This window comes from Larkinella rosea (assembly GCF_003858635.1).
In the GTDB taxonomy this organism is placed as follows: domain Bacteria; phylum Bacteroidota; class Bacteroidia; order Cytophagales; family Spirosomataceae; genus Larkinella; species Larkinella rosea.
Genome location: NZ_RQJO01000008.1, coordinates 291,563 through 317,312 on the forward strand (window position 1 = coordinate 291,563; position 25,750 = coordinate 317,312).

24 protein-coding genes and 1 tRNA gene are annotated in these 25,750 nt (G+C 51.6%); 14 read left to right on the forward strand and 11 right to left on the reverse strand.

Features of this window, described 5'->3' with window-relative positions; all coding sequences use genetic code 11:
* Positions 1-117: 117 nt before the first annotated feature.
* From uxuA to EHT25_RS10085, 8 genes are all read left to right on the forward strand, one after another.
* A complete protein-coding gene (gene uxuA / locus EHT25_RS10050; RefSeq protein WP_229311491.1) occupies positions 118-1,311 on the forward strand; it encodes a mannonate dehydratase in 1,194 nt (397 codons plus the stop codon).
* Positions 1,312-1,423: 112 nt separating this feature from the next.
* Positions 1,424-3,511 (forward strand): alpha-glucuronidase family glycosyl hydrolase, encoded by a 2,088-nt coding sequence (locus EHT25_RS10055; RefSeq protein ID WP_124874025.1) that lies wholly within the window; start codon positions 1,424-1,426, stop codon positions 3,509-3,511.
* Between the two features lie 33 nt (positions 3,512-3,544).
* On the forward strand, positions 3,545-4,306 hold the full coding sequence (locus EHT25_RS10060; protein ID WP_124874027.1) for an SDR family NAD(P)-dependent oxidoreductase: 762 nt from the start codon (positions 3,545-3,547) through the stop codon (positions 4,304-4,306).
* Positions 4,307-4,395: 89 nt separating this feature from the next.
* Complete coding sequence (locus EHT25_RS10065) at positions 4,396-5,271, forward strand: sugar phosphate isomerase/epimerase family protein (RefSeq protein WP_124876071.1); 876 nt, start codon at positions 4,396-4,398, stop codon at positions 5,269-5,271.
* A gap of 95 nt (positions 5,272-5,366) precedes the next feature.
* Complete coding sequence (locus tag EHT25_RS10070; RefSeq protein WP_124874029.1) at positions 5,367-6,746, forward strand: mandelate racemase/muconate lactonizing enzyme family protein; 1,380 nt, start codon at positions 5,367-5,369, stop codon at positions 6,744-6,746.
* A gap of 102 nt (positions 6,747-6,848) precedes the next feature.
* The gene (locus EHT25_RS33340) at positions 6,849-7,316 is read left to right on the forward strand and encodes a response regulator transcription factor (protein ID WP_124874031.1); all 468 of its coding nucleotides are present in this window, start codon (positions 6,849-6,851) and stop codon (positions 7,314-7,316) included.
* Between the two features lie 115 nt (positions 7,317-7,431).
* Positions 7,432-7,965 (forward strand): DUF4199 domain-containing protein, encoded by a 534-nt coding sequence (locus EHT25_RS10080; protein ID WP_124874033.1) that lies wholly within the window; start codon positions 7,432-7,434, stop codon positions 7,963-7,965.
* A gap of 63 nt (positions 7,966-8,028) precedes the next feature.
* Positions 8,029-8,955, forward strand: coding sequence for a metallophosphoesterase (locus EHT25_RS10085; protein ID WP_124874035.1), 927 nt, complete (start codon positions 8,029-8,031; stop codon positions 8,953-8,955).
* A 73-nt stretch (positions 8,956-9,028) separates the two neighbouring features.
* Here the strand turns inward: EHT25_RS10085 and EHT25_RS10090 are convergent.
* From EHT25_RS10090 to EHT25_RS10100, 3 genes are all read right to left on the reverse strand, one after another.
* A tRNA-Pro gene (locus tag EHT25_RS10090) sits at positions 9,029-9,102 on the reverse strand.
* A gap of 105 nt (positions 9,103-9,207) precedes the next feature.
* Entirely contained in the window at positions 9,208-11,616 is a 2,409-nt protein-coding gene (locus EHT25_RS10095) for a M1 family metallopeptidase (protein ID WP_124874037.1), read from the reverse strand.
* 168 nt (positions 11,617-11,784) lie between these two features.
* The gene (locus EHT25_RS10100) at positions 11,785-12,390 is read right to left on the reverse strand and encodes a HupE/UreJ family protein (protein WP_124874039.1); all 606 of its coding nucleotides are present in this window, start codon (positions 12,388-12,390) and stop codon (positions 11,785-11,787) included.
* Positions 12,391-12,556: 166 nt separating this feature from the next.
* Here EHT25_RS10100 and EHT25_RS10105 point away from each other — a divergent pair, with 166 nt between their 5' ends.
* From EHT25_RS10105 to EHT25_RS10115, 3 genes are all read left to right on the forward strand, one after another.
* Positions 12,557-13,528, forward strand: coding sequence for a zinc-dependent alcohol dehydrogenase family protein (locus tag EHT25_RS10105; protein WP_124874041.1), 972 nt, complete (start codon positions 12,557-12,559; stop codon positions 13,526-13,528).
* Positions 13,529-13,699: 171 nt separating this feature from the next.
* Positions 13,700-14,407: a MotA/TolQ/ExbB proton channel family protein gene (locus tag EHT25_RS10110; RefSeq protein WP_124874043.1), complete on the forward strand. Its 708-nt coding sequence runs from the start codon at positions 13,700-13,702 to the stop codon at positions 14,405-14,407.
* 100 nt (positions 14,408-14,507) lie between these two features.
* Positions 14,508-14,900 (forward strand): ExbD/TolR family protein, encoded by a 393-nt coding sequence (locus EHT25_RS10115; RefSeq protein WP_124874045.1) that lies wholly within the window; start codon positions 14,508-14,510, stop codon positions 14,898-14,900.
* Between the two features lie 42 nt (positions 14,901-14,942).
* Here EHT25_RS10115 and EHT25_RS10120 read toward each other — a convergent pair whose 3' ends face one another.
* The 3 genes from EHT25_RS10120 to EHT25_RS10130 all read right to left on the reverse strand — a co-directional run bounded on the left by EHT25_RS10120 (position 14,943) and on the right by EHT25_RS10130 (position 18,477).
* Complete coding sequence (locus tag EHT25_RS10120; protein WP_124874047.1) at positions 14,943-15,926, reverse strand: FAD:protein FMN transferase; 984 nt, start codon at positions 15,924-15,926, stop codon at positions 14,943-14,945.
* Positions 15,927-15,937: 11 nt separating this feature from the next.
* Positions 15,938-17,026 (reverse strand): chorismate synthase, encoded by a 1,089-nt coding sequence (gene aroC, locus EHT25_RS10125; RefSeq protein ID WP_124874049.1) that lies wholly within the window; start codon positions 17,024-17,026, stop codon positions 15,938-15,940.
* A 110-nt stretch (positions 17,027-17,136) separates the two neighbouring features.
* Entirely contained in the window at positions 17,137-18,477 is a 1,341-nt protein-coding gene (locus EHT25_RS10130; protein WP_185731327.1) for a BatD family protein, read from the reverse strand.
* Positions 18,478-18,672: 195 nt separating this feature from the next.
* Between EHT25_RS10130 and EHT25_RS33130 the strand changes: the two genes are divergently transcribed.
* Positions 18,673-18,876 carry a hypothetical protein gene (locus tag EHT25_RS33130; protein ID WP_124874053.1) on the forward strand — a complete coding sequence of 68 codons (204 nt, stop codon included), beginning with the start codon at positions 18,673-18,675 and terminating at the stop codon, positions 18,874-18,876.
* A 55-nt stretch (positions 18,877-18,931) separates the two neighbouring features.
* On the opposite strand, the gene EHT25_RS10140 is transcribed toward EHT25_RS33130, so the two are convergent.
* From EHT25_RS10140 to EHT25_RS33310, 5 genes are all read right to left on the reverse strand, one after another.
* Entirely contained in the window at positions 18,932-20,266 is a 1,335-nt protein-coding gene (locus EHT25_RS10140) for a dihydroorotase (RefSeq protein WP_124874055.1), read from the reverse strand.
* A 50-nt stretch (positions 20,267-20,316) separates the two neighbouring features.
* Positions 20,317-21,300 (reverse strand): porphobilinogen synthase, encoded by a 984-nt coding sequence (gene hemB / locus EHT25_RS10145; protein WP_124874057.1) that lies wholly within the window; start codon positions 21,298-21,300, stop codon positions 20,317-20,319.
* Between the two features lie 140 nt (positions 21,301-21,440).
* A complete protein-coding gene (locus EHT25_RS10150) occupies positions 21,441-22,121 on the reverse strand; it encodes a response regulator transcription factor (RefSeq protein ID WP_124874059.1) in 681 nt (226 codons plus the stop codon).
* A 106-nt stretch (positions 22,122-22,227) separates the two neighbouring features.
* Positions 22,228-24,138: a sensor histidine kinase gene (locus EHT25_RS10155; RefSeq protein WP_124874061.1), complete on the reverse strand. Its 1,911-nt coding sequence runs from the start codon at positions 24,136-24,138 to the stop codon at positions 22,228-22,230.
* Positions 24,139-24,141: 3 nt separating this feature from the next.
* The gene (locus tag EHT25_RS33310) at positions 24,142-24,273 is read right to left on the reverse strand and encodes a hypothetical protein (RefSeq protein ID WP_262707824.1); all 132 of its coding nucleotides are present in this window, start codon (positions 24,271-24,273) and stop codon (positions 24,142-24,144) included.
* A gap of 52 nt (positions 24,274-24,325) precedes the next feature.
* Here EHT25_RS33310 and EHT25_RS10160 point away from each other — a divergent pair, with 52 nt between their 5' ends.
* Together EHT25_RS10160 and EHT25_RS10165 are read left to right on the forward strand one after the other, a co-directional pair.
* Complete coding sequence (locus tag EHT25_RS10160) at positions 24,326-25,183, forward strand: T9SS type A sorting domain-containing protein (protein WP_185731328.1); 858 nt, start codon at positions 24,326-24,328, stop codon at positions 25,181-25,183.
* 322 nt (positions 25,184-25,505) lie between these two features.
* Positions 25,506-25,733, forward strand: a complete 228-nt coding sequence (locus tag EHT25_RS10165; RefSeq protein WP_124874065.1) for a hypothetical protein — start codon at positions 25,506-25,508, stop codon at positions 25,731-25,733.
* Positions 25,734-25,750: the final 17 nt, after the last annotated feature.

A 25,750-nucleotide genomic window follows, 5' to 3' on the forward strand; every position in this document is an offset into this window, starting at 1 on the left:
ACAAGTCATTACGGGCTGGTTTTTTGTTGCCTGGCCGCTGCAAAGTTCCAGCCTTTTTCTTGCTTTCAATTTCATCGAAATGCATTTATTGGGATACGAATGGGAATGCTACAAACCATGCGGTGGTTCGGGCCGCACGATCCGGTTTCATTGATGGACATCCGGCAGGCGGGTTGCTCCGGCGTTGTGACGGCCCTGCACCAGATTCCGGTCGGCGAGGTCTGGACGGTTGCGGAAATTGAAAAACGAAAACAGCTCATCGAAGCCGATAACGACCGGTATTCTCCGTTGCATTGGGCGGTGGTGGAGAGCCTCCCCGTTCACGAAGACATCAAAAAAGGCCGGGCCAGCCGCGCGCATTACATTGCTAGCTACAAAGAGTCGCTGCACAATCTGGCGGCTGGTGGGATCACAACCGTTTGTTATAATTTCATGCCGGTTTTGGATTGGTCGCGCACCAATCTGAACTACGAAATGCCGGATGGTTCGCTGGCGTTGCGGTTTGTCTGGGAAGACTTTGCGGTTTTTGATCTGTGCATTCTGAAACGGCCGGGTGCCGAAATCGATTACGAACCGGAAGTCATCCAATCGGCGCGGGCGACGTTTTCCCGAATGTCACCTGAACAAATTGCAGTGTTGACGAATACGGTTTTGCTCGGTTTGCCCGGTTCCGAAGAAGCCTTTACGTTGTCTACCTTTCAGGGTTTGCTGGACGAATACGCCCCGATTGGCGACCGGGAATTACGCGACAATCTGTATTATTTCATCCGCGAAGTGGCTCCGGTGGCCGAATCGGTGGGCATTAACCTCTGCATTCATCCCGACGATCCACCGCGACCGCTGCTGGGTTTGCCGCGCGTGGTGAGCACGGAGGCCGATCTGGCGCAACTGATGGCGGCTTCCGACGTGACGGCCAACGGCATCACCTTCTGCACCGGTTCGCTGGGCATCCGCCCGGACAATGACCTGCCGGGCATAATCCGGCGGTTTGGCAACCGGATTCATTTTATTCATTTGCGGACGACCAAGCGCGAGGAAAACCCGCGCAATTTTCACGAAGCCGACCACTTGGCGGGTGATGTAGACATGTACGCGGTGATCAAAGAAATTGTGCTGGAACAAAACCGGCGTGCGCAAACCGGTGTCGGCGTAACAACCATTCCGATGCGCCCCGATCACGGCCACCAGATGCTCGACGACCTGCACAAGAAAACCTATCCGGGGTATTCGGCCATCGGCCGCTTGCGCGGGCTGGCGGAACTGCGGGGGCTTGAGCTGGGAATTTCGCGGTCGTTGGAGGAGAAGAGTTAAATTATTTCGCGAAGTTAAACGGAGAACGAAGAGTTTAGCGGAGCCTTTGCGTACCTCTAAAAATCTCCGCTCAACCGCCGGGCGGCCCCGTCCGCGAAACAACCTTCAATATATGAACTTCAAACTCATATTTCTCTTACTACTTACTACACTCTGCCGTGCGGACGACGGGTATCGCTTGTGGCTGAAATATGATCTGATCAAAGATGCTACGAAGCGGGCCGCGTACGCCCGCTCCGCACAGTTCATTGTCCTGAACAGCACCAATCCGGTTTTGAAAACCGCTGCCGATGAATTGCAAACCGGGTTGCAGGGCCTATTGGGAAAAACCGTACCGATTGTCGCCAATGCTGGGGGAAAAACCGGCGGCATTCTACTGACGACCAGCCCGGTAGCCGAGCTTACCAACGAAGGCTATCGAATTACAGGCAAACAAAACATAACGATCACTGGAAAAACCGATGCCGGTGTTCTCTACGGCGCTTTTGCTTTGCTCCGACACCTGCAAACGAGGCAATCCATCGACCGGCTTTCGCTGACCAGCAATCCGAAAATCCAGCTCCGGATGTTGAATCACTGGGATAATGTGGATGCTTCCATCGAACGCGGATACGCCGGTCAGTCGCTCTGGAAATGGTACGAACTGCCCGAACGCATCGACCCACGCTACCGGGATTACGCCCGCGCCAACGCATCCATCGGCATCAACGGAACCGTCGTCAACAACGTCAACGCCAGCTCCCGGTTTCTAACGGCTGAATATTTGCAGAAAGTGGCCGCGCTGGCCAACGTCTTTCGTCCGTACGGGATTAAGATTTACTTATCCATTTACTTCCCGGCGCCCAAAACCATCGGCAAACTGAAAACCGCCGATCCGCTCGATCCGGAAGTGAATCAGTGGTGGGTCGACAAGGCCAACGAGATTTATAAACTCATTCCGGATTTCGGCGGTTTTCTGGTGAAAGCGAATTCGGAGGGGCAACCCGGTCCGCAGGATTACGGCCGCAACCACGCCGATGGGGCCAACATGCTCGCCAAGGCGCTGGCTCCGCACAACGGCATTGTCATCTGGCGGGCATTTGTCTACAAAGCTGACGGAATATCCGACCGCTTCAAAGCCGCCTACGATGAATTCAAACCGCTGGACGGCCAGTTCGAGAAAAACGTCATTGTGCAGGTCAAAAATGGCCCGATCGATTTCCAGCCCCGGGAGCCATTTTCGCCCATTTTTGGTACGATGCCTCAAACGCCGTTGGGGATGGAATTTCAGATTACGCAGGAATACCTCGGCCATGCCACGCACCTGGTCTACGAAGCCCCGCTGTTCAAGGAATGCCTGGAGTCGGATACCTACGCTGGTGGAAGGGGTTCGACCGTGGCAAAAGTTGTTGACGGCAGTCTGCATAATTATAAATTAACCGCCATCGCCGGGGTCGCCAACACCGGTTCGGATCGCAACTGGACCGGTCACCCGCTGACGCAGGCCAACTGGTACGCATTCGGTCGGCTGGCCTGGGATCATACGCTCACTTCGCAGGCTATTGCCAATGAATGGGTGACCATGACGTTGACGCCTGAGCCGCAGTCCGTCAAAACCGTTACGGATCTGCTGCTGAAGTCGCGCGAAATTTACGTCAATTACAACACGCCCCTCGGCCTTTCGCGGCCCTGGACGGGCGCTCACTTTGCGCCGGAACCCTGGCAAAACCGCAGTTCGCGGCCCGACTGGACGGCGGTTTATTACCACCGCGCCGATTCCATCGGTTTGGGTTTCGACCGCACCGTAAAAGGAAGTCAGGCGCTGGCGCAATACCGCCCGGAAGTGCAGAAACAATGGAACAATCCGGAAACCTGCCCGCTGCCGTATCTGCTCTGGTTTCACCACGTTCCGTGGACCCAAAAACTGAACACCGACCGAACGCTCTGGGAAGAACTCTGTACCCGGTTTTATACGGGCGCGGAATCCGTTGGCGGAATGCAAAACGAATGGGCGTCGGTCAAGAAAGACATCGATCCCGAAACCTTCGCCAATGTGGCGGGGCGGCTGGCGACGCAGCAAAAAGAAGCCATCTGGTGGCGCGATGCCTGGGTTTTGTACCTGCAGGAATTTGCTCGTCAACCCATTCCTGCGCCGTTTAAAAAACCAGATCGGACCTTACAGGAAGTCAAGGAATTAGTGGATATTTATCAGTTACGTTAAGCCAAAAAAGACGTGCAACCATCAGAAAATCAAGTGAATAAAAATGTATTTTCGTTAGCCGGTAAACTGGCGCTCATCACCGGCGGTGGCACCGGCATCGGGTTTGACATCGCGCGCTGCATGGTGCAGGCTGGCGGCACGGTTGTAATCACGGGCCGTCGGGAAGAACCGCTCCGGGAAGCCGTCGCATCGCTGGGCGAAACCGCTCATTATTTTGTCAACGATGTTTCCGAATTAGGTTCGTTAGACGGGTTGGTCGAGCAGATTGAAACAAAACTTGGCCCCATCGATATTCTGGTCAACAACGCGGGCATCAATATGAAAAAACCGGCCCTGGAAGTCACGGATGAGGATTTTAACCGGATTATTCAAACCAACCTGAATGCGGTTTTCGCCCTGACCCGCGCCTGTGCCCGGCGGATGGTTCCCCGGCGCAGCGGTTCCATACTGATGATTTCGTCGATGGCGGCCTATTACGGCATTGACCGGGTGGCGGCTTATGCCGCTTCCAAATCGGGCGTCGAAGGCATGGTGAAAGTACTGGCGTCGGAATTTTCGCCCCACAACGTACGCGTCAATGCCATTGCGCCGGGATTCATTGAAACCGAAATGAGCAAAAAAGCGATGGGTGGCGACCCCGACCGGCGCGACCGCGCCATGCGCCGAACGCCGATGGGCCATTTTGGCAAACCGGAAGACATTGGTTATGCCGCCGTTTTTCTGTCGTCCGAAGCCGCCCGCTACATTACCGGCGCGTCGTTGCCCGTCGATGGCGGCAATTCGATTGGGTTTTAGTTTACGGTTTTTCGTTTTCGGTATACGGTTTTCAGTAACTATATACTCGACCAATTTACCCCTATCAGCTTTCCTAAACCTCCTGAATGATGAATAAAATGAACCGAAAAACCTTTCTGGAAGAGTTATCATTACTAGCCGGAGCTTCGTTATTGGCGGGTCCGGCCTTGGCTTCCGACCCGGTTTGGAAGAAATCGAAGATGAAACTGGGGATGGTTACGTACTTGTGGGGCAAAGACTGGGATGTTCCGACGCTGATCAAAAACTGCACGACCGCCGGAATCACCGGGGCCGAATTGCGGGTGGAACACGCCCACAAGGTGATGCCGGAGCTTTCGGCGGCTGAACGGCAGGAGGTTAGAAAGCGGTTTGCCGACAGCCCGGTTAAAATTGTGGGGTTGGGTACCAACCAACAATACGATTATCCGGACCAGGAACAACTACGGAAATCCATCGAACGAACCAAGGAATTCATCCGGCTGAGCGCCGACGTGGGTGGTTCGGGGGTGAAAGTGAAACCGAACCAGCTCCATAAAGACGTTCCGGTCGAAAAAACGCTGGAGCAAATCGGGCGTTCGCTGAATGAACTGGCGAAATACGCAGCTGATTTCGGGCAGCAACTCCGGCTGGAAGTCCACGGCAACGAAACGCAGGAATTGCCGAATATCAAAACCATCATGGATCACGCGCCGAATAAGAATGCGACGGTTTGTTGGAATTGTAACAAGCAGGATTTCAACGGGAAAGGGTTGGAATACAACTTCAATCTGGTGAAAGACCGATTCGGTGATACGGTCCATGTGCGAGAGTTCAACGACCCCGGCTATCCGTATCAGCAATTACTGGATTGGTTTGCCAAAATGAATTACAAAGGCTGGATTCTGCTCGAATGTCACACCAATCCGGCCGATAAAGTGGCTTCATTGATTGAACAACGGCAGCTTTTCGAGAAAATGACGGCCTGACGTACCCACGGACTTTAGTCCGTGTTTCAGATTCTAACTGAGTAAAGACTAAAAAAACACGGACTAAAGTCCGTGGGTACGTAAAATAAAACCGCATGAACCGCCGGGAATTTGTCGAACGAACAGGCGCGCTGGTAACCGCCGGACTGGCCGGTTTTCCGCTGAAATCGGAAGCTTCCGAAAAACCGCTGGCTCCCATTAAGATCAAAAACGTCAGCGTCAATTTCGAGCGGGAACCGCTGAATCCGTACCGGTTCAAGGGCAGTGCCATTACGGATAGCTGGCAGGCCATTGCGTTGCTGGAGTCGGATTCCGGCGTTCGGAAAATTGGATTGGGAACGCAGGGCGTGCTCTGGTCGGATTCGAGCGTGTTTGCCGCCCATTCCGAAAGTGCCGGAAACGCGCTGATGTACGCCATGAGCGAATACGCGTTACAGCTCCTCAAAGGCAGGTCGTTCACCACGCCGGTCGATTTGCTGGATGCGGTTTTGCCCGAGGTGCTGGCGTATGGGAAGAAGATCACGAATAACCCCAATTTACGGAAAACCTTCGCGCTCAACGCGTTGGTTTGCGTCGATAATGCCGCCTGGCTGCTGTACGCGCAGGAAAACAAAATGGCGCGTTTCGACGACATGATTCCCGCAGCCTACCAACCGGGTTTGTCGTACCGGCATTCCAAAGTCGCCAGTATTCCGTCGTTCAGCGTCGGAACCACCGCCGACAAAATCAAAGCCGCAGCCGACGAGGGCTATTTCATCATGAAGCTGAAAACCGGGTCGGCCGGGACGCAGTCGGAAATGATCGAGAAAGACATTGCGTTTCTGTCGGCGGTCCACAAGGCCATTGGACACTACGAAACGCCGTATACCAAAACCGGCAAAATACCGTATTATTTCGACGCCAACGGGCGCTACGAAAAGAAGGAAACCCTATTGCGGTTTCTGGATCACGCCAAAAAGATCGGCGCGTTCGACCAGATTGCGGTGATTGAAGAACCGTTCGAGGAAAACAACGAAGTGTTTGTCGGCGATCTGGGCGTGCGGGTAGCCGCCGACGAAAGTGCGCACACCGTCGAAGATGCTGCCCGGCGGATTGAGCAGGGCTACTCTGCCATTGCCGTGAAAGCGATTGCCAAAACGCTGAGCATGACCATGAAAATCACGCAATTGGCGTTCGAAAAGAAGATTCCCTGTTTCTGCGCCGATTTGACCGTGAACCCCATTCTGGTCGACTGGAACAAAGCGGTGGCCGCCCGATTGCCACCTTTTCCGGGCATGACGGTCGGTTTGCAGGAAACCAACGGGCATCAATACTACAAAAACTGGGAAAAACTGATGTCGTATCATCCTAAAGCGGGAGCTACCTGGACGCAAACGAAGAAAGGGGTTTATGTGACTGATTCTTCCTTTTACGACCAGAGTGGCGGCATTTTTGAACCTTCGGCGCATTACGAAGCGCTGTTTGCCGACCGATAAAATTGTGCTTTTTCGCTCCCAAAACCACCGGTTTCCGTCAGCGGTTTTCCGCAAAATACCGTATTTTAGAAGTGAAAAAGCGGGCAAGCATCTCCTGAACGAATGGTACATTTTCTGACCAGAAATAAACTCGTCATTCTTTACGGCATTTCACTGGCTTTACTGCTGTTTTTATTAAAATGGCTGGAGCTGCGGTTCCTGGTCATTAACCACGCTACCGAAATTTACATCGGCTCCATTGCTCTTCTGTTTACAGCGCTGGGAATCTGGCTCGCTCAGAAGTTAATGAAACCTAAAGTTGAAACCGTCGTTGTTGAAAAACCGGTTTATATCAGCCAGGCTGGCTTTGTTTTAAACGAGATGGAGCTTGTCAAAACCGGTCTGAGTAAACGTGAACTGGAAGTTCTCCAATTAATTGCCGAAGGCTTAAGTAATCAGGAAATTGCGTCACGCTTATTCGTTTCCCTGAATACCGTCAAAACCCATTCATCGAATGTGCTGGAAAAACTGGAGGTGAAGCGCCGGACACAGGCCATTGAAAAAGCCAAACGACTCAGCCTGATTCCCTGACCAAACTCACTCTTACGCATGAATTTGCGGCTTTTTCAGAAAATCACCCAAAAGGATGACCGACGAATGCAGGCGTCTGTTCAATTTTGTTGAAACCAACGCTAAACGCCTTTCTATGAAAAAGATCGTCCTTGTTTGCGGCCTAATTGCCGGATTCATTCTCACCAGCGTAATGGTCGTTTCTACGGTCCTGTGTTACATCAGCAATACGTACGAAGGCAATATGGTGGTGGGTTATGCCGCCATGATACTCGCCTTTTCGCTCATTTTTGTTGCTATAAAAAATTACAGAGACAATTATACTAACCGGATTATCTCGTTCGGAAAGGCTTTTAAAATCGGTTTGTACATTACACTGATTGCGTCTACGATGTACGTTCTTTCCTGGCTGGTCGAATATTACTTGTTCATTCCGGATTTTATGGAAAAATACACGGCGCACGTATTGACTGAAGCAAAAACGAATGGTGCAAGCCAGTTGGAACTGAACCAGAAATCGGCGGAAATGGCCGGTTATTCCAAACTATATGGTAATCCGCTGGGGGTGATCGTGTTGACCTATCTGGAGGTTTTTCCGGTCGGTTTGATTATTTCGCTGATCTGTGCTTTGTTGTTGAAAAGAAAGAAGCAACCCATGCAAGCCGCGTAATAAATCCGTATCGGAACCATATTGCCACCTCAGTCGGTATAGTGAGCAGGAGCAACCGGTTTCATGGAAGAACAAATGTATGATATTGTCGGAGATGTCCACGGCTACGCCGACAAGCTGCGTCAACTGCTTGAGCAGATGGGCTATGAGCAACAACAGGGCGTTTATTCCCATTCTTCACGGAAAGTAATTTTTGTCGGCGACTGGATTAATCGCGGTCCGCAAATCCGGGAAACCCTGGCGCTGGTGCGGGCCATGATCGACGGGGGGCAGGCGTTGGCGGTTATGGGTAATCACGAATACAACGCCATTGCGTTTCGGCTCGAAAACCCAACGGGCGGGCACCTCAGGCCACATACCATCAAGAACATTCATCAGCACTATCAGACGCTTTATCAGTTCAAAGATCAGGCTGACGAATGGCAGGAGTATGTTTCCTGGTTTCTGACCATTCCCCTTTACCTTGATTTACCTTCGATTCGGGTCGCGCATGCCAGTTGGGACGACAACAACATAGCGGTTCTGGATAATCAGCTTTTAAACGGAAGGCTGCCTCCCGAGTTGGTCCAAAAATCGACCGTCAAGCATACGCCTTTCTGGAAAGCGGTTGAGGAAACCTTAAAAGGAAAAGAAGCTCGGCTGCCCCATAACCAGTTCTTTCGGGACAAAGACGGTATTCTTCGGCACGAAAGCCGAATCCGGTGGTGGGCGAATCATGGTGAGGAGACGACGTATGCCGACTACTTTTTTGACGCTCCGGCGGCTATTGCCGCGCTGCCCGTTGATTACGACCTTTACCCGACAGGAGTCATGCTGGATGAGACGAGTAAACTGCTCTTCTTCGGACACTACTGGCTTCAGGGAGCGCCTTGTCTGGGTTCGCCGAAGGCTGCCTGTGTCGATTTCAGTGTCGCCAAAGGGGGTGTTCTGGCGGCTTATCGCTGGCAGGGCGAAAATGAATTGACCAACAAACACCTTGTCTGGGTGTAGTTAACGACAAAAACCGTATCCAATAAAAAAGGCAGTCAGATTCATCATCTGACTGCCTTTTGGCCCAATTCTGTCGGGATGGCGGGATTCGAACCCACGACCCCTTGCACCCCATGCAAGTACACTACCTGGCTGTGCTACATCCCGAATCGGGTGCAAACTTAATGAATAATGAACAATGAACAATGAATGACGCGGAAAGAATCTCAGAGAATCCGCCAACTCCTTTCACGATTTATTATTAATTGTTCATTATTCATTTTTAGGCGCTCCGCTTTGACGAGCCGGTGGCTGGATGCTCCGTTGCTGCTGCTGCATCGGATTCGGCCCCTGAGCTGCTCCCCGACCCGTCCCCTGCTGCTTGAACAACTGGAAACGCGTCGGATTGGAAACCCGGGGAAAGGAGTTGTTTTCCGTATCGATGTCGGCAATTTCCTGGAATGGATCGAGCGTCCACTGCGTCACCTTCTTGCTGGTGGCAATCACTTTGTTGATCTGCACGTCGTTGAACCGCCAGATTTCGGCCGGGAAACGCGCCACCGAATCCGTGCCGTCTTCAAACTGCATCCGAACGATCACCGGCATGGGCAAACCGCCTTTGTTTTTCAGCGTCAGCGTATAAAAGTTATTTTTCGACTCCAGCGTCTTGCGTTCACCTTCCGATAGCGTTGCCAGATAATCTTCGTATTTCTTCTTATCCGCGTCCGTCACTGCAAACTGATCATAACGATTGTAGAAGTCCTTCATCGTCGAATCCTTTGCCACGACGGTTTGGTTTTTGGTGGCCGCATCACGAATTTTGCTCATGGTTTTGGCTTTAGCCTCCGCTTCCGCGCGGGCAATGGCTTTTTCCACTTCCGGATTTTGGGTGTTCAGCGTATACCAATCCACTTCGACCAAATCCTGATCGACGGGTTCGACGCCGTAGAACCAGCCTTTCCAGAACCAGTCCAGATCGACGCCCGACGCATCTTCCATCGTCCGGAAGAAATCCGCCGGGGTCGGGTTTTTGAACATCCAGCGTCTGGCGTATTCTTTGAAGGCATAGTCGAACAGTTCGCGACCCATCACGGTTTCGCGCAGAATATTCAATGCCGCAGCCGGTTTTGCGTAGGCATTCGACCCAAGATTGATGACATTCTCCGATGAGGTCATGATGGGCGACAACACCGATTGATCGGATTTCATATAGTCGACAATCTGGTAGGGTTCACCCCGACGGGTCGGAAAGTTGTAATCCCATTCTTTTTCGGCCAGATACTGACAAAAGGTGTTCAATCCTTCGTCCATCCACGCCCACTGGCGCTCGTCGGAGTTGACAATCATTGGGAAAAAGTTGTGACCTACTTCGTGAATAATGACTCCGATCATCCCGGCTTTGGTGGCTTCCGAATAGGTTCCATCGGCTTCCGGCCGACCGCCGTTGAAACTGATCATCGGGTATTCCATCCCTCCGCCAGCGGTCGCGTGGCACGAAATGGCCACCGGATACGGGTACTTAAACGTGCGGTTTCCGTACGAACGCAGCGTGTGTTCAACGGCCCGCGTCGAGTATTGACCCCACAACGGATTGCCTTCTTTCGGATACACCGACATACTCCAGATTTTATGACCATCGCCGTAAACATCGGTTTGCATGGCGTCCCAGATGAATTTGCGCGAGGACGCAAACGCAAAATCGCGGACGTTATCGGCTTTGTAAATCCAGGTTTTCTTGCCGGTTGGTTTGCCTTTTTCAGCGGCTTCGGCTTCGGCCTGCGTCACGATCACGACGGGTGTTTTGGAGGTAGCAGCTTTCTGCAACCGTTGCGATTGGGTGGCCGTCAGCACCTGTTTGTAGTTCTGGCACTCGCCCGAAGCCGCCACGACGTGGTCGTTCGGAACGGTGATGGCGACTTTATAATTGCCAAAAATGAGCGTGAACTCGCCCTGTCCCAGAAACTGCTTGTGCTGCCAGCCGTTCACATCGTCATAGACTGCCATTCGGGGAAACCAGTGGGCAATGAAGTAATTATAATTGCCGTCTTTCGGGAAAAACTCGTAACCGCTCCGGCCGTAGTATTCGGTGATCAGGTAGTTCCAATCAATGCCGAACGCGTAGCTCTGACCCGGTTTTAAGGGCAGGGGCAGATCGATGCGCATCATCGTCTGGTTAATCGTGTATTTCAGCGGTTTGCCGGTTTTGTCCTTAACTGCCGTAATCTTGTAGCCGAAATCGCCGTCGAAAGCCTTTCCGCGTCGATGTCCGGCCGTTGTTGTTAACTCAGCCAACGCTGCCGTCGAGGTTCCGGTTGCGGTAACACTCCCGGTTCCCGTAATACCTCCGATTGAGCCTTTTTCGAAATAATTCTGCTCCAGTTGCAGCCAGATGTATTTCAGTTCGTCGGGCGAATTGTTAAAATACGTTACCACCTCCGATCCGATAATCTTCTGGTTGGCGTCGTCGAGTTCTACTTTGATATCGTAATCGGCCCGGTTTTGGAAGAAATCACGACCCGGAGCGCCGGAAGCCGTGCGGAAGGTGTTGGGCGTTGGCAGGGCAGGGCCCATTTGTTCAAACCGGTCGTTGGCTTTATACGTGGGCGTCGCTGGCGTTTGCGCCTTTACGCCAAATACTATTGCGGTCAATCCCGCAACCAACAGGGAGAATCTCAACTTCATAGTTAGGTATCAGAATATAATTTGTAGATGAATGCGGCTATGAAGTTACTAAAAACCGCCTAACTATGTCTACTCCATTGTGGTGTAGCGGGTTATAGCTACTAAAGATTCTATTAATCCTTTCTATTTTTCTACTTTACCTACTACGGACCAAAGCCCGTGGGTAGGTTAGGACTGGGCGAGGTATCCGTTATTGATTATCAGGGAAAGTGCCATTCCGGCGACGATTCCGGAAACGATCAGATTCCAGTCATGACGGCGGACTTTCAGTAATTCGATCAGCACAAAAGCGATCGTCAACACGCCGAAAACGATAAAAATCTGGCCGAATTCCAGTCCGAGATTAAAAGCAAAGAGTGGTTTGACAATACCGGACTGCTGCCCCAGCAGGCTCCGCAGGTAATTGGAAAAACCCATTCCGTGAATCAAACCGAAAGCCAGCGCCAGCACGTAGCGGCCTTTCGGCTGGTTGGGACGTTCGTTAAACCGACTTTTGGGGACTTTAAAGAAGAAATTGGAAATACTGGTAATCAGAATCGTTACCGGTATCAGTAACTCGATTAACGCGGTGCTATACTGAATGAGTTGTAAGGTTGCCAGGGCCAGTGTGAGGGAATGGCCAATCGTAAAAGCCGTCACCAGAATCAGAACCTGTTTCCACTGGTTGAGGTTATAAATAGCACACAGTGCAATAACAAACAGAACGTGGTCGTAACCACCTGGATCGGTAATGTGCGCAAAGCCCAGCTGGAGATACGCCCAGAATTCACTCATACTGTCAATTTCAGAAGTTAAAACCGCCTTGGGAACCGGTATCGATAGTGCCGCAAAAATAGAAAGTTTGCGTATTCCGACCTATTGAACCGTTCGTTACTACGAACGGAATTGTATTTTTGTTGACGTAATTGCCATTTCGCACCTTTTTGAATCGCCCTTATCCATGCAGACCGTCCATTTTTCAACCATCGGAAAACCGGCCGATGTCCTCCGGGTTATCGATGCCCCGCTGCCCGAACCGGGTCCCGGCGAGGTTCGGATTAAAGTTATTGCCAGCCCGATCAATCCGTCGGACCTGATGTTTGTCCAGAATCTCTACGGAATTCAGCCCGAATTGCCCTCCGGTGCCGGTTTTGAAGGCGTCGGGATTGTCGATGCATTGGGCGAGGGCGTTACGATGCGAACCGGTATTCGGGTGAGCTTTACGGCCATCGGCTCCTGGTCGGAATACGTGCTGGCCAAACAACGGAGCCTGATTCCGGTGCCGGATGCACTGTCGGACGAAGTGGCTGCCCAACTGTTTGTCAACCCGTTTTCGGCCTACGCCATGCTGGAGGAAACCGGCCTTCAGGCGGGTCAGTGGGTATTGCTGACGGCCGCCGGATCGTCGTTCAGCAAGCTGGTGATTCAATTGTGCAAACTGAAGGGCATTCAAACCATCGGGACCGTGCGGCACAACGACCTTGACGATGAGTTGAAAGCGTTGGGGCTGACGGCCATTGTCAATACGGAGAAAGAAAAAATGACCAGCCGGGTCAAAGCGCTCACCGAAGGCAAAGGGGTGACCTGCGTGCTGGATGCGGTGGGAGGCAACACGGCTTCCGACGCCTTGAAGTGCCTGGCGAAAGGAGGCAACATGATTGTTTACGGCGTTTTGAGCCTGGAAAATCCGTCGTTCAACGCCGGTTTGATGATTTTCCGGGAACTGACCGTCAAAGGATTCTGGCTGACCGACTGGATGCGCCGGGTCGATAGTCAGACGCGGCAGAATGTCGCCCGCAACGTCATTACGCTGCTTGTGAGCGGACAGATTCAGGTTCCGGTGGAAGCAACCTACCCCATTTCGGAAATAAAAAAAGCCGTTGAACACAGCGAACAGGCCGGACGGCGCGGGAAGATTTTGCTTAAAGTCTAATCAGTAACTTTTCCAATCATTCTACTTATTGTTTCGTTATCTTTGAACAACCGTCGCTGACAGGGTTTAAAGACAATAAATCCGGCGAAGAGGGCGTTGAACAACGAAGACGCTTTCGCCTGCTCCGGTTTCTTTGCTAGTATAAAACTGATTATCTGATTCATAGCGCACATGATTCTATTACAAGTTCCAACGGCTGGTGGTCCGGCCGTCGATTCCACGGCAGCAGCCGCAGCCCCGGCCCAAAGTATGCAACTCTTCGATCTGGTCGCCAAAGGCGGTTGGGTCATGATTCCAATTTCGCTTCTGTTCTTTCTGGCCTTGTACATGATTATCGAACGTTGGCTGTTCATTCGAAACAATACCAAAGTCGACGATAATTTCATCGATAACGTGAAGGACATGGTGATGCAGGGAAATATCAAATCGGCCGAATCGTTCTGCAAGAATCAGCGGAATTCGATCGGGCGGATTTTTGAGAAAGCCATTGGTCGTATTGGCTCACCGATCCGGGAAATCGAAGGAACGCTGGAAACCGTCGGACAAATTGAACTATCACGGCTGGAAAAGAATCTTGGGTATTTGGGAATTATTGCCGGGATTGCGCCGATGCTCGGTTTTATTGGAACGATCTCGGGGATTATCCGGATTTTCTACGACATCTCCCTGTCTGATAACATCAGCGTCGGGATCATCGCCGGTGGTCTCTACGAAAAAATGATCACGTCCGGGGCCGGTCTGATTGTGGGGGTTATTGCCTACACCGGCTATCACCTGCTCAATATGTTCATCGAGAAATTCACGCTGAAGCTGGAAATCAACTCGTTCGAGTTCATGGAAGTACTGCAGAAACCAACTGAAGCCGCCAGAGTGCGATAAGAAAGATACCAGAGTGCGATAAGAAAGATAAAAGAAGTTAGACAAGAGACTAACTAAAAACAGTCTTTGTTCTCTTGTCTTTTCTCTAGAATCTCCAACAATGAAATTCCGTAGAAAAACCAAGTTTGCCGCGGAGGTTGCCACCTCCTCCCTGAACGACATCATGTTCTTTCTGCTGTTGTTCTTTTTGATTATTTCGACGGTGGCCAACCCCAACGTCATCAAACTGTTACTGCCCAAAGCCGCTTCGTCGCAGCAACTGAGCAAGAAACAGATTACGCTGTCGGTCGATGAACAGAAGCGTTATTTTATCGATAAAACCCCGATTGCGCCTGAGAATCTGGAAATGGAATTAAAGTCAGTTTTGAAGGACGTTCTCGAACCAACGATTGTGGTGCGGGTCGATAAAACGCTGGCCGTTCAGGATCTGGTCGATGTGTTGCAAACCGGTGCTAAGCTGAACATCAAAATGGTCATGGCGACCTCGAAATAAGCGGTTTTGTAACCTTACAGAAAAAACCCGTAAGCGACGAACTTACGGGTTTTCTTTTGAATGCCACTTGACCGGTTTTCCGTTTCGTTCTTCCGTAATCCAGACGGTTACGCCCGGAAACCGTTTCACCAACCGCCGGCTTTTCCGGATTCCGGCCACGCTGAATACTTTGGTCAGTGCATCGGCCTGGGTGCCATCGGGAGCCAGAATCGTCGTCTGCACGTGATGGAGCAGCCCTAAACCCGTTCGCGGGTTCATCAAATGGGAATACCGTTTGCCGTTGTGGTCGAGAAACCGGTGTGTGGCTCCCGACGCGGTTATGCCAACGTGGCTCAAAAACAGGGTGGTCGTGTCGGCCCCAAAACCGGTCAGAATCCGCCAGCCGCGTTCGCCCGGTGGCGGATCACTTAGCCGAATATCCCCGCCAATGTCCAGCAATGCAGATTTGATACCCAATTGCTGAAGTACTTTCATCGCTTCGTCGTTGGCATATCCCTGCCCGATTCCACCGACATCGAGCCGCATACCCGGTTTTTTCAACAAGATTTTTCGTTGATTGGCGTCAAATTCAATGTACCGGTAATCGACCAGCCGATGCGCTTTTCGGAGTTCCGGTTTGGTCGGGAAGAGGTTGCGCCGAACCGCCCGGCGCCAGAGCTGCGACAACGGGCCAATGGTCGGATCGAATAAACCGCCGGATGCGTTGGCGATGGAAACCGCCCGACTGAGCACGTCGAATAGGTCCGGAGAAACCGCTACCCAACGCCCCGATCCCGCCGTGGCCGACAACCGATTGATTTCGCTCCCGTCCAGGTAATCGCTCATCACGACGTTGAGCGAATCCATTCGGGCATTGACCGCCTGACGAACGCGCTGCGCCGTACTATCGTTGGGTGCATAAAAAATCTGGCGAAACTCCGTTCCAAACAGACCCCGATCGAAGACGTAACGCCGGAGCGGCTGAGCATATGCCCAGCCGTTGATCAGTGCGAATAGGACAGCCAGGAAAACCGTATGCCGAACCAAATCCGAAGAAGTTATACTTTCGCGACTTTATTCCGCAGGAAAAAATCGGCCAGCACCAGCGCGGCCATCGCTTCCACAATCGGAACCGCGCGCGGAACCACGCAGGGATCGTGCCGCCCTTTGCCCGAAACCACCACTGGATTGCCGTCGACATCGACGCTATCCTGGTCTTGCATGATGGTCGCAACGGGTTTGAAGGCCACGCGGAAATAAATGTCTTCGCCGTTGGAAATCCCGCCCTGAATCCCGCCCGAATGGTTGGTCCGCGTCCGAACGCGCCCGGTCTCGTCGCCCGGTTCAATGTAAAATTCGTCGTTGTGTTCCGAACCGTGGAGCTCGACGCCCGCAAAACCGCTGCCGTATTCAAAGCCTTTCACGGCGTTGATGCTCAGCATGGCCTTGCCCAGTTCGGCGTGTAATTTATCAAAAACCGGTTCGCCCCAGCCCACCGGGGTCCCGGTAATCACGCACGAGACAATGCCACCAATCGAATCACCCTGCTTGCGGGTTTCGTCGATGTAGTCGAACATCTGCTGCGCCAGTTCCGGGTCCGGACAACGCACCGCGTTTTCTTCGGCTTTCGAAATATCCAGTTGTTGGTACGGCGTTTCGAGTTTCAGTTTTCCCACCTGCGACACATACGCCTGAATCGCAACGCCCTGCTGCTTCAGCAACAACTTGGCCAGGGCTCCGGCGGCCACCCGAGCTGCGGTTTCGCGGGCCGAACTGCGGCCACCGCCCCGGTAATCGCGGACGCCGTACTTTTGCTGGTAGGTATAATCGGCGTGCGACGGACGGAATTGCTGCGAAATATGCGAATAATCTTTGCTCCGCTGATCTTCGTTCCAGATAACGAGGCTGATGGGCGTTCCTTCGGTTTTTCCTTCAAAAATGCCCGATAACACCTGAAACTCGTCCTTCTCGCGCCGTTGCGTCGTAATCCGCGACTGCCCCGGTTTCCGGCGGTCGAGTTCCGACTGAATAAATTGCGTATCTACTTCCAACCCGGCGGGGCAACCGTCGATGATCACGCCAATGGCCGCGCCGTGCGATTCGCCAAAAGTGGAAATTTTAAAAAGCGTTCCGTATGTACTGCTCATTTTTTTCTAGATGTGAGAGGATAGACAAGAGACGTGAGATTAAAAAACCGTAGCTGACCTTTCTTTATTCTCTTGTCTCATCTCTCTTGTCTCATCTCTCTTGTCTGAACTCATTTTCTCCAAAATAAATACATCATTCCCACAATCATGCCGATCAGCAGGATATTTACTACCAATCGCAGCACTTCCTGCATATTGACCGGCTGCTCCGAACTGTCGACTTTCTCGATTCCGGTGTAAATCGAACCCGGCAAACTGACCCGAACCGTGTCGCCTTCGGACAGGGCCGTGCCACCCACGCGTAACGTAATGGCGGAGCGCAAGGTGTCATACCGCTGCTCTTTCAGGTTAAAATAAATCCAGCGGAAATACGTCGCCAGTGGAAAGTTGCCATTCTGGCGGGGAATCAACGCGTACGAAAACGTTTTATAGCCCGACACCACGCCACGGCTTCGGTTGATGACTTCCTTTTCGGAGGGCGGAAAAATATCCAAGGTGGTGGAATCGGGTACGACCGGAGCGGGCAGCGACGCAATGTTGCCTTCGCCGGTGATCCGGAAATTATACTGAACACTCTGGCCGACGGCCGGGTTTTTCCGCAAACTCGTCTCGATGAGCCGGTATTGTCCGACAGCTACCTGATCGCGAAGCGGGTGGGGTGGGAGGGGCGTTACGCTGACGGATAACGGGCGGGTGGTGTAGGAGACAATCTCTTTTTTCCGTTCGCCCCCCGGTTTGGCGGCCGGGCGGAATTGCAGCAATTTCAGACTAACCGAAGGCAGTTGGATGGGTTGTTTGTTGAGCGGGAAAAAGGTGGCCTGATAGATGCGGTATTCGGCATATTGTTTGCCATTGAAGAAAACCGGGTGGCGCGAGAGATCGGTAATTCCTTCGTTTTCTTCCCAACAATTGGCCGGGCGCAGTGTTTTCAGAATTTGTTGTAGCTGCGGCTCAAGTTCATAAAAGGTTAATTCAAACGGGTAGGATTCGGCCACAAAAAAAGACAATTTTACCGAAAACCCCTCTCCGGTGTAAACAGAGCCTTTTGACGTATTCAACGATAAAAAAACGTCATTTTTGGCGATGGTTTCCGGTGGACTGGCAACGGGGGCTGTAGTTGCGTCGGGTTGGACGGTAATGATGACTTCTTCGGACTGGATCGTCGTTTCGCCAACAACCAATTCAAACGGCGGCAAACGGTATTCGCCGGGGCGAATGGCCGCATATGATTGGGTAATCACTTGTGAAACAACGGTTTTTCCGTTAATTTCGACGGGTGACACGCTGGTTGCTGTTCCTTTTTTAATAAACCCTTTGATGGTTGGAAAGTTAATAACGGGGCGGGAATCGCTGTTTTGAATAATAACCGAAATGGTGAAGGGCCGTTGGATCGAAATGTCAGTTTCTCCCAATTCAATAGCAATAGAAGGCTCCTGAGCTAATGCTTTCATGCTCAGGATGCCTTGAAAAAATAATACAACTAAAAATTGGAATCTTAAAAATTTCATCTCTAAATTTGAGCAACAAAAATAAGTAGAATGCGTTACAATTTTGGAGATGCCGACGGATGTTTTCCATTTCGTCGAACATCTTTCTAACGTGGAGTAGATCCTCACAACTCTAACCAAAAAACCGTAGTATGAAGTATGGCAACAATGCTGGAGTACATCAAGACTATCCTTCAGAAAGTAAGCTTTGACAAGAAATTGTTTGAGAAGGAATTAAAAAAAGCAATCGGTCTCCTCATCCCCGAGGAAGTGAAACAATTAAAATCCTGGTGTTACGAGAAATTTAGTAATTTATATCTTTCGATTCTGAACCGGTGTTTTTATAGGCGAAAGCTTGCCTGAAAAAGGCGGAACAGGGTAACGAAAAAAGGCCAGCTTCGAAGCTGGCCTTTTTTCGTTACCGGGCAAACCGCAATCGTTTACCAGACACGGATTCGTTAAACTGTCCGTCGGCATAGGCCAGATGTCCCGAAACAATCGTGTGCGTTATGGCTGCGCTAAAAACCGTTCCTTCCAGGGGCGACCAGCCACACTGGTAGTGAATGGTATCTTTGGCAACAGCGCTTTTCCGGTTTGCGTCGACCAGCACCAGATCGGCCCAGAAGCCTTCGCGGACGTACCCACGCCGGTCGATCTGAAAACAGTCGGCGGGCGCATGGCACATTTTCTCCACCACTTTTTCCAATGTTATTTTTCCCTGCTGCACCGCTTCCAGCATGAGCAGCAACGGATGTTGCACCAACGGCAAACCGGACGGCGCCTGCCAGTAGGGCTGCTGCTTTTCGGCCCAGGTATGGGGTGCGTGGTCGGTAGCGATGATGTCGAGCCGATCGTCGAGCAGCGCCTGCCAGAGCTGCGGTTTGTGGTGCGGAGCTTTGATGGCGGGATTGCACTTGATCAGATTGCCCAGCCGGTCGTAATCATCGGCATCGAACCAGAGGTGATGAACGCAGACCTCGGCCGTAATCCGTTTTTCCTTCAACGAAACCGCATTGGTAAACAACGCCAGTTCATCAGCCGTCGAAATGTGGAGAATGTGCAGCCGGGTATTGTGTTTTTTAGCCAATTCGACCGCCAGCGACGATGATTTCAGGCACGCTTCCTCGTTCCGGACGAGCGGATGAATCTTCGCAGTTGCGTTGTCGCCGTACAATTCTTTATAGTGCGCCGTGTTCGCCCGGATGGTGGCTTCATCTTCGCAGTGCGTCGCAATCAGCATCGGGCTTTGCCGGAATACCGCATCCAGCACTTTTTCATTATCGACCAGCATGTTGCCCGTCGACGACCCCATGAATATTTTGATGCCGCAGACAGTTTCGGGATCGGTTTTCAGGACTTCCTCCAGATTGTCGTTGGAACCGCCCATGAAAAACGAATAATTGGCGAGCGACGTCCGGGCGGCAATCTCGTATTTCTGGGCCAGCAATTCCTGCGTCAGCACGTTCGGAACCGTATTGGGCATTTCCATGAAACTCGTGACCCCACCGGCCACGGCCGCCCGCGCTTCGGAATGGATGGTGGCTTTGTGGGTCAAACCAGGTTCGCGGAAATGCACCTGATCGTCGATGACGCCCGGTAACAAATAGTTTCCTTGGGCATCGATAACCGTATCCGCCGGTTTGGTCAGACCCGAACCGATCTGTTCGATAAAACCGTCTTTGCAATAAACGTCCGTTTCACGAATAGTTCCTTCGTTAATCAGACGGGCATTCTGGATCAATAGTGTGCTCATGCGGCAAAGGTAGAACCGGGAAGCCGAACCGCCTACCGGTTTTATGAAGTCTAGGATTTTCGAAGTTGGGCAACTTCCTTCGCAAAATACGTCAGGATAATCTTGGCGCCGGCGCGTTTCATCGCCGTCAGGATTTCCAGCATGGCCCGGTCGTGGTCGATCCAGCCGTTGGCAGCCGCGGCCTTCACCATTGCGTATTCGCCACTGACATTATACGCGGCAATCGGCAAATCAAAATTATCGTTCAGCAATTTAATGATGTCCAGGTAGACCATTGCCGGTTTTACCATCAGAAAATCAGCGCCTTCGGCATAATCCAGTTCGGCTTCGATCAGGGCTTCGCGGCTGTTGGCCGGGTTCATCTGGTAGGTTTTCTTATCGCCGAAACGCGGAGCCGAGTCGAGCGCATCGCGGAACGGGCCGTAGAACGCGCCGGCGTATTTGGCCGTATAGGCCATGATCGAAACGTGGGTAAACCCTTCTTTGTCGAGCGCTTCGCGGATGTAACCGATGCGGCCGTCCATCATGTCCGACGGCCCAATAATGTCGGCACCGGCGCGGGCCTGCGCCACCGCCATTTTAGCCAGCACAACCAGCGTTTCATCGTTGACCACTTCAAAACCGTTCGGGCCTTCTTCGACAATTCCGTCATGCCCGTCGGAACTGTAGGGATCCATGGCCACATCGGTCATCAGGGCAATAGCCGGAAACCGGGTTTTGATGGCCTTCACGGCTTGCAGATACAGTCCTTCGTGATTGTGGCTTTCGGTCGCGTATTTATCTTTTTTGCTTTCGGGCAGGTTGGGAAACAAGGCAAAGGTGCGCAATCCCAGATCGACACATTCCTGCATTTCTTCCAGCAGCAGGTCGAGCGAAAACCGGGCAACACCCGGCATGGACGTGATTTCGGAGCGAACGCCCTCGCCTTCCATCACGAACATGGGATAAATCAGGTCGTTGAGCGAGAGCGTGTTTTCCTGAACTAAATCCCGAATAACGGGCGATTTTCTATTCCTGCGGGGTCTTCGTAGCATAACGTAATATATTATTTACGAGAAAAAAGAAGAAAGAGAACCGACAAGCGACCAATGGCTAAAAGGCAACGAGTTGCTCTTTCCTCTATTCTCTTTTGTCTGACTATCTACTATTGCCACAAAGATAACACACCGAACCGTTACGCCATCAGTTTAAATCCCTCGCCGTGCAGGTTCACGATCTGAACCGACTCGTCGTCTTTGAGGTACTTGCGGAGTTTGGTGATGTAAACGTCCATGCTGCGGGCGTTGAAGTACGAATCGTCACCCCAGATGAGCTTGAGGGCAAAACTGCGGCTGAGCGGCTGATTTTTGTTCTGGGCAAATAATTTCAGTAAGGCGGATTCCTTACTGGTGAGTTTGACGTCGGTGCCGTCGCGGGTCAGGAGCTGGTGCGCAAAATCGAAGGAAAAAGAGCCAATCTGGTACGTGGCGGGTTGCTGCGTTTCATCGGTTTTGTGATACCGCCGGAGAATGGCCTGAATCCGCAGCAGCAATTCTTCCATGCTGAACGGTTTGGTCATGTAGTCGTCGGCCCCGATCCGGAAGCCCTGAATCGTATCCTCCTTCATCGACTTGGCGGTCAGGAAAATAATCGGCACATCCCGGCCTGACATCCGCACTTCCTTCGCCAGTGAAAAACCGTCTTTTTTCGGCAGCATCACATCGAACAGGCACAGATCGTACGCGTGATCGACAAACCGTTGCCAGCCCTGATTGCCGTCGGTTGCCAGATCGGTATCGTATCCTTTTGCGCTCAGGTATTCCTGCAACAGCATCCCCAGATTCGGGTCATCTTCAACCAGTAAAATCTTCGGCATATTGTATTTTCCTCCGCTAAACTCCTTTTTCTCTGCTTAACTCTGCGAAACAAATAAAAAGCTATTTCGCGGAGCTAAGCAGAGAAAAAGGAGTTTAGCAAAGGGTCTAAGTGTGTTGGTATGGCAAAACTACTTCAAACGAACTTCCTTTTCCCAACTGGCTCTCGACCCGGATAGACCCGTGGTGTTCTTCGACCATTTTCTTGACGTAACTCAACCCCAATCCGAAGCCTTTGACATCGTGCAGATTGCCCGTCGGAACGCGGTAAAACTTCTCGAAAATCCGGCTCACCTGATCTTTCGTCATGCCAATGCCGTGATCGGCGACGGTAACACTGATTCCGTTCTCCACATTCCGTGTCTGAATGGTAATATCCGGTTTTTCGGGCGAGTATTTAATGGCATTATCCAGCAGGTTATAGAGAATGTTGCTCAGGTGAACTTCGTCCGCTTCCACAATTTCGTCGGCGGCTTCAAAATCCAGGTGAACTTCGCCTTCTTTCTGCTCGATCTGCAAACCGATCGTATTGAGAACGTTGCCAATGGCATCGTGGATATTGACCGACGACAATTTTAGTTTTACCGCACCTTTGCCCGCCGTGGCCCGGTCGAGTAGCGCCATTTGAAGCACTTTTTCGACGTGTGTACCCAGTCGGCGGGTTTCGTCGCGGATGATGCCCATGTAGCGGGTCAGGCGCGTGGCCGGTTCTTCGGCTGGTTCGAGACCGTGGCTGAGTTGTTCCTGCGCCATCTCAACCGCCAGCGAAATGGTTGATATCGGCGTTTTAAACTCGTGCGTCATGTTATTGATGAAGTCATTCTTGATGTCGGCCAGTTTTTTCTGCCGCATGATCGTGTTGATCGCAACGTAGAAACAGGCCATAATCACCAGCACCAAAACCGCCGAACCCGCCAACACCGCGCTCATTTTCCGCAGAATAAACTGCTGCTGATCCGGGAAATAGATATATACGTAATTGCCTTTTTCCAGAAAATTGTTCGGGAACAAAACCGCTTTGTACACTTTCTTATTCTCCGAAAGCTGATTCTGCGAGTGCGACGCGAACAACAACTGCGGTTTGGCCAGCCCCACGCCTACGTTGGTCCGAACACCGTATTCAAACGGAATGCTGATTCCGCGCTCGACAATGGCTTCTTTCAACAACGAATCCAGCAGGGTGCGATTGACGCGGCTTTCGATTGGGCGATTGGCAAACAGCAAATCCCGCACTACGCCTTTCACCATTTCCGACTGTTGCTCGACTTTCTGCATGCCATCTTTGGAATCGGGTTGAACAGCGGGGACTACCGGAGCTACCGGTTTTTGTTTCCGGCGAAACCGCCGGGTAATCTGTTCCTTTTTGATCGGATTCGATACGATCAGTGTACTATCCGGCTGCGCGTACATCAGCCGCAACTGACGTTCAAAAACCTGATCGACCAGATTATTGAACTGCCGTTGCTGCTGCATCTGTAAATCCCAAAGTTCGTCCGGCCCCAGGGCATCCTGCTGCCGAACCAGGTCTTCGAAATGCTTCTGCTGCACATCCGACAGTTTCTGCACATCCGAATGAAACGCGTCGGAAGGCGACACCTGCGTTTGCTGCCAGACATTCATCGGAACCGTAGCGTTGCTTTCCGGCTCCGACACTATCGGATTTATTTCTTTAGCCCGATTTGCCAGATACGCTTCGGCGCGGGCTTTTTTAGAAAACCGGTTGGCTATTTTAGCCAGCTGATCGCGGGTGTTTGTCGACGGATTGCTAACCGTTGGCCGGGAAATGGCCATCAGTTGGCGCTGCTGCTGCTGCTGGTTCATGCGTTGGCGGGTCAGGTACAGAATCTCCTGCCTTTCCAGCGTCCGAACCACTTCCTGCAAACCGTCGGTTACTTTATAATCAAACTGTTCTTTCTGCAACGACAGCGCGTTGTCGATCCAGTAAAGTTGCAGCGAAATCAGCCCCAGCAAACCCACCGTCATCAGCACGGCAATCCAGCGGATGCGTTGTTTTGTCATTTTTTATTCCTCCTGTGCAACATTTTCGGTTTCACCAGCATCTATTGGTTGGTTATCCTCACCTAAAATTACAAAACCTTCGGCCTGCTGGCTAAAATACCCATACCCTTTAACAAACTTTAACAACGAAACCATTCGATTTGCCCTAGGTTTGCAGTGTTTTCTGACCGTAAAAATGATTAACGCAATGAGTATTCCATCTGTTATCCGCTACCGCCTGATCCTGGCAGCCCTGCTGGCGTGCGGTTGGTCGGCCACGGCGCTGGCCCAATCCGACAAGAAAACAGACGCTGACAAAAACAGCGTCAACGTGAAGATTATTGAACGCACCAACGCCGGTGAAGTTCGCGAAATCGAACGCAGCTATCACCTGGATGGCATGAGGGATGACGAACGGGATGCGCTGGTAAACCGGCTGGTCGATTCGATCCGGACCAAACGCGGGAACAGCAAAGGACAAATCACGATTGTGATCGACGAGACCAACAATTCCAATAGTAATTACAGTTACCGCGAAAACCGCAACGCCGACCGGATTACCAAACGCAGCGAGCGCGACATCACGGCGCGTCGGCCCAACCGCGCAACTGGCCCGAACTCGCCCGGCGGTCCGAGCGAGTTCCGGTATTACAAGGATGGCAAACTGCAAAACCGCTACCGCTTCGACTCCGACTCGCTGGTCGACCGGCTGAAACGCTTCGAATTCCACTGGCCGGAAAACTTCGGACAGCGCATGGAAGATTCGTTCCGCAACTGGAGTTGGTCGATGGACGACGAGAAAGCTCCGACCATCCGCAACCTCCAGGTATATTCGAACAACCCGGAAACCAACGAGTTAAACGTTCGTTTTACGGCACCGGCCAAAGGTGATATTCGCATTCGGGTTACTACCGCCGATGGCAAGGAAATTGCCAAAAAAGAGGTGAAGGACTTCTCGGGAAGCTACGCTGGTCAGATCGACATCGACAAAAAAGCGAAGGGTGTTTTCTTCGTTAACGTCACACAGAAAGACGATGGAGCGGTTAAGCGGATTGTGATCCCGTAATTTCATCCCCTAAAACCGGCTGATTGTCGGACGACGAATGGATTTCGTCCTTTTATTCAGATGGTTGATCGGTTGTTTTGAGCAGTTCAGCTACTTTTACTAAAAGATAGGAAAAAGACCGGCTACCTTTACGTTACCTTTTAAAGTAAACCGCGTCTTAAGGTAAGTTGGTTGTATCCAGTTTGGCAAGTCAATACCGTTCATCAATAAATAGTACCGTTTAAAAAGTTTTTCGAAAAAACAAGGTACTATGTATTGCAAGGTACAAGAGAAAACCCATATCTTTGTAAAGAACTTAAGAAGGGGCAAGCCCGTGATGAGTATGAAAAAATTAGTAATCTTCCTCCTGTTGATTGGTGCCGGTCTGAATGCTTCAGCCATGGGTCATCCGCACAACCTGTTTTCTGCTCACCGCAAGGCGAAGCAGTATAAGGCGGTTGTGTGCAAAACGACAACGGTTACTGACAAGCGTACCCTCACAAATTGTGTCAAGGTGGCCGCTCCTTCCGTATTACAAACGTGGGTTCTGCTACGTAAGAAATTGGGTTAAGACAAATTATAGCTGCA

Excerpts from the sequence above, each read along its gene's own strand:
- EHT25_RS10095 (WP_124874037.1), bottom strand. The coding sequence starts at position 11,616 with ATGAAGTTGAGATTCTCCCTGTTGGTTGCGGGATTGACCGCAATAGTA.
- EHT25_RS10070 (WP_124874029.1), top strand. The coding sequence starts at position 5,367 with ATGAACCGCCGGGAATTTGTCGAACGAACAGGCGCGCTGGTAACCGCC.
- uxuA (WP_229311491.1), top strand. The coding sequence starts at position 118 with ATGCGGTGGTTCGGGCCGCACGATCCGGTTTCATTGATGGACATCCGG.
- EHT25_RS10160 (WP_185731328.1), top strand. The coding sequence starts at position 24,326 with ATGAGTATTCCATCTGTTATCCGCTACCGCCTGATCCTGGCAGCCCTG.
- EHT25_RS10115 (WP_124874045.1), top strand. The coding sequence starts at position 14,508 with ATGAAATTCCGTAGAAAAACCAAGTTTGCCGCGGAGGTTGCCACCTCC.
- EHT25_RS10065 (WP_124876071.1), top strand. The coding sequence starts at position 4,396 with ATGAATAAAATGAACCGAAAAACCTTTCTGGAAGAGTTATCATTACTA.
- hemB (WP_124874057.1), bottom strand. The coding sequence starts at position 21,300 with ATGCTACGAAGACCCCGCAGGAATAGAAAATCGCCCGTTATTCGGGAT.
- aroC (WP_124874049.1), bottom strand. The coding sequence starts at position 17,026 with ATGAGCAGTACATACGGAACGCTTTTTAAAATTTCCACTTTTGGCGAA.
- EHT25_RS10080 (WP_124874033.1), top strand. The coding sequence starts at position 7,432 with ATGAAAAAGATCGTCCTTGTTTGCGGCCTAATTGCCGGATTCATTCTC.
- EHT25_RS10100 (WP_124874039.1), bottom strand. The coding sequence starts at position 12,390 with ATGAGTGAATTCTGGGCGTATCTCCAGCTGGGCTTTGCGCACATTACC.
- EHT25_RS33340 (WP_124874031.1), top strand. The coding sequence starts at position 6,849 with ATGGTACATTTTCTGACCAGAAATAAACTCGTCATTCTTTACGGCATT.
- EHT25_RS10150 (WP_124874059.1), bottom strand. The coding sequence starts at position 22,121 with ATGCCGAAGATTTTACTGGTTGAAGATGACCCGAATCTGGGGATGCTG.
- EHT25_RS10055 (WP_124874025.1), top strand. The coding sequence starts at position 1,424 with ATGAACTTCAAACTCATATTTCTCTTACTACTTACTACACTCTGCCGT.
- EHT25_RS10110 (WP_124874043.1), top strand. The coding sequence starts at position 13,700 with ATGATTCTATTACAAGTTCCAACGGCTGGTGGTCCGGCCGTCGATTCC.
- EHT25_RS10105 (WP_124874041.1), top strand. The coding sequence starts at position 12,557 with ATGCAGACCGTCCATTTTTCAACCATCGGAAAACCGGCCGATGTCCTC.
- EHT25_RS10165 (WP_124874065.1), top strand. The coding sequence starts at position 25,506 with ATGAAAAAATTAGTAATCTTCCTCCTGTTGATTGGTGCCGGTCTGAAT.
- EHT25_RS10140 (WP_124874055.1), bottom strand. The coding sequence starts at position 20,266 with ATGAGCACACTATTGATCCAGAATGCCCGTCTGATTAACGAAGGAACT.
- EHT25_RS33130 (WP_124874053.1), top strand. The coding sequence starts at position 18,673 with ATGGCAACAATGCTGGAGTACATCAAGACTATCCTTCAGAAAGTAAGC.
- EHT25_RS10130 (WP_185731327.1), bottom strand. The coding sequence starts at position 18,477 with ATGAAAGCATTAGCTCAGGAGCCTTCTATTGCTATTGAATTGGGAGAA.
- EHT25_RS10085 (WP_124874035.1), top strand. The coding sequence starts at position 8,029 with ATGGAAGAACAAATGTATGATATTGTCGGAGATGTCCACGGCTACGCC.
- EHT25_RS33310 (WP_262707824.1), bottom strand. The coding sequence starts at position 24,273 with ATGGTTTCGTTGTTAAAGTTTGTTAAAGGGTATGGGTATTTTAGCCAG.
- EHT25_RS10155 (WP_124874061.1), bottom strand. The coding sequence starts at position 24,138 with ATGACAAAACAACGCATCCGCTGGATTGCCGTGCTGATGACGGTGGGT.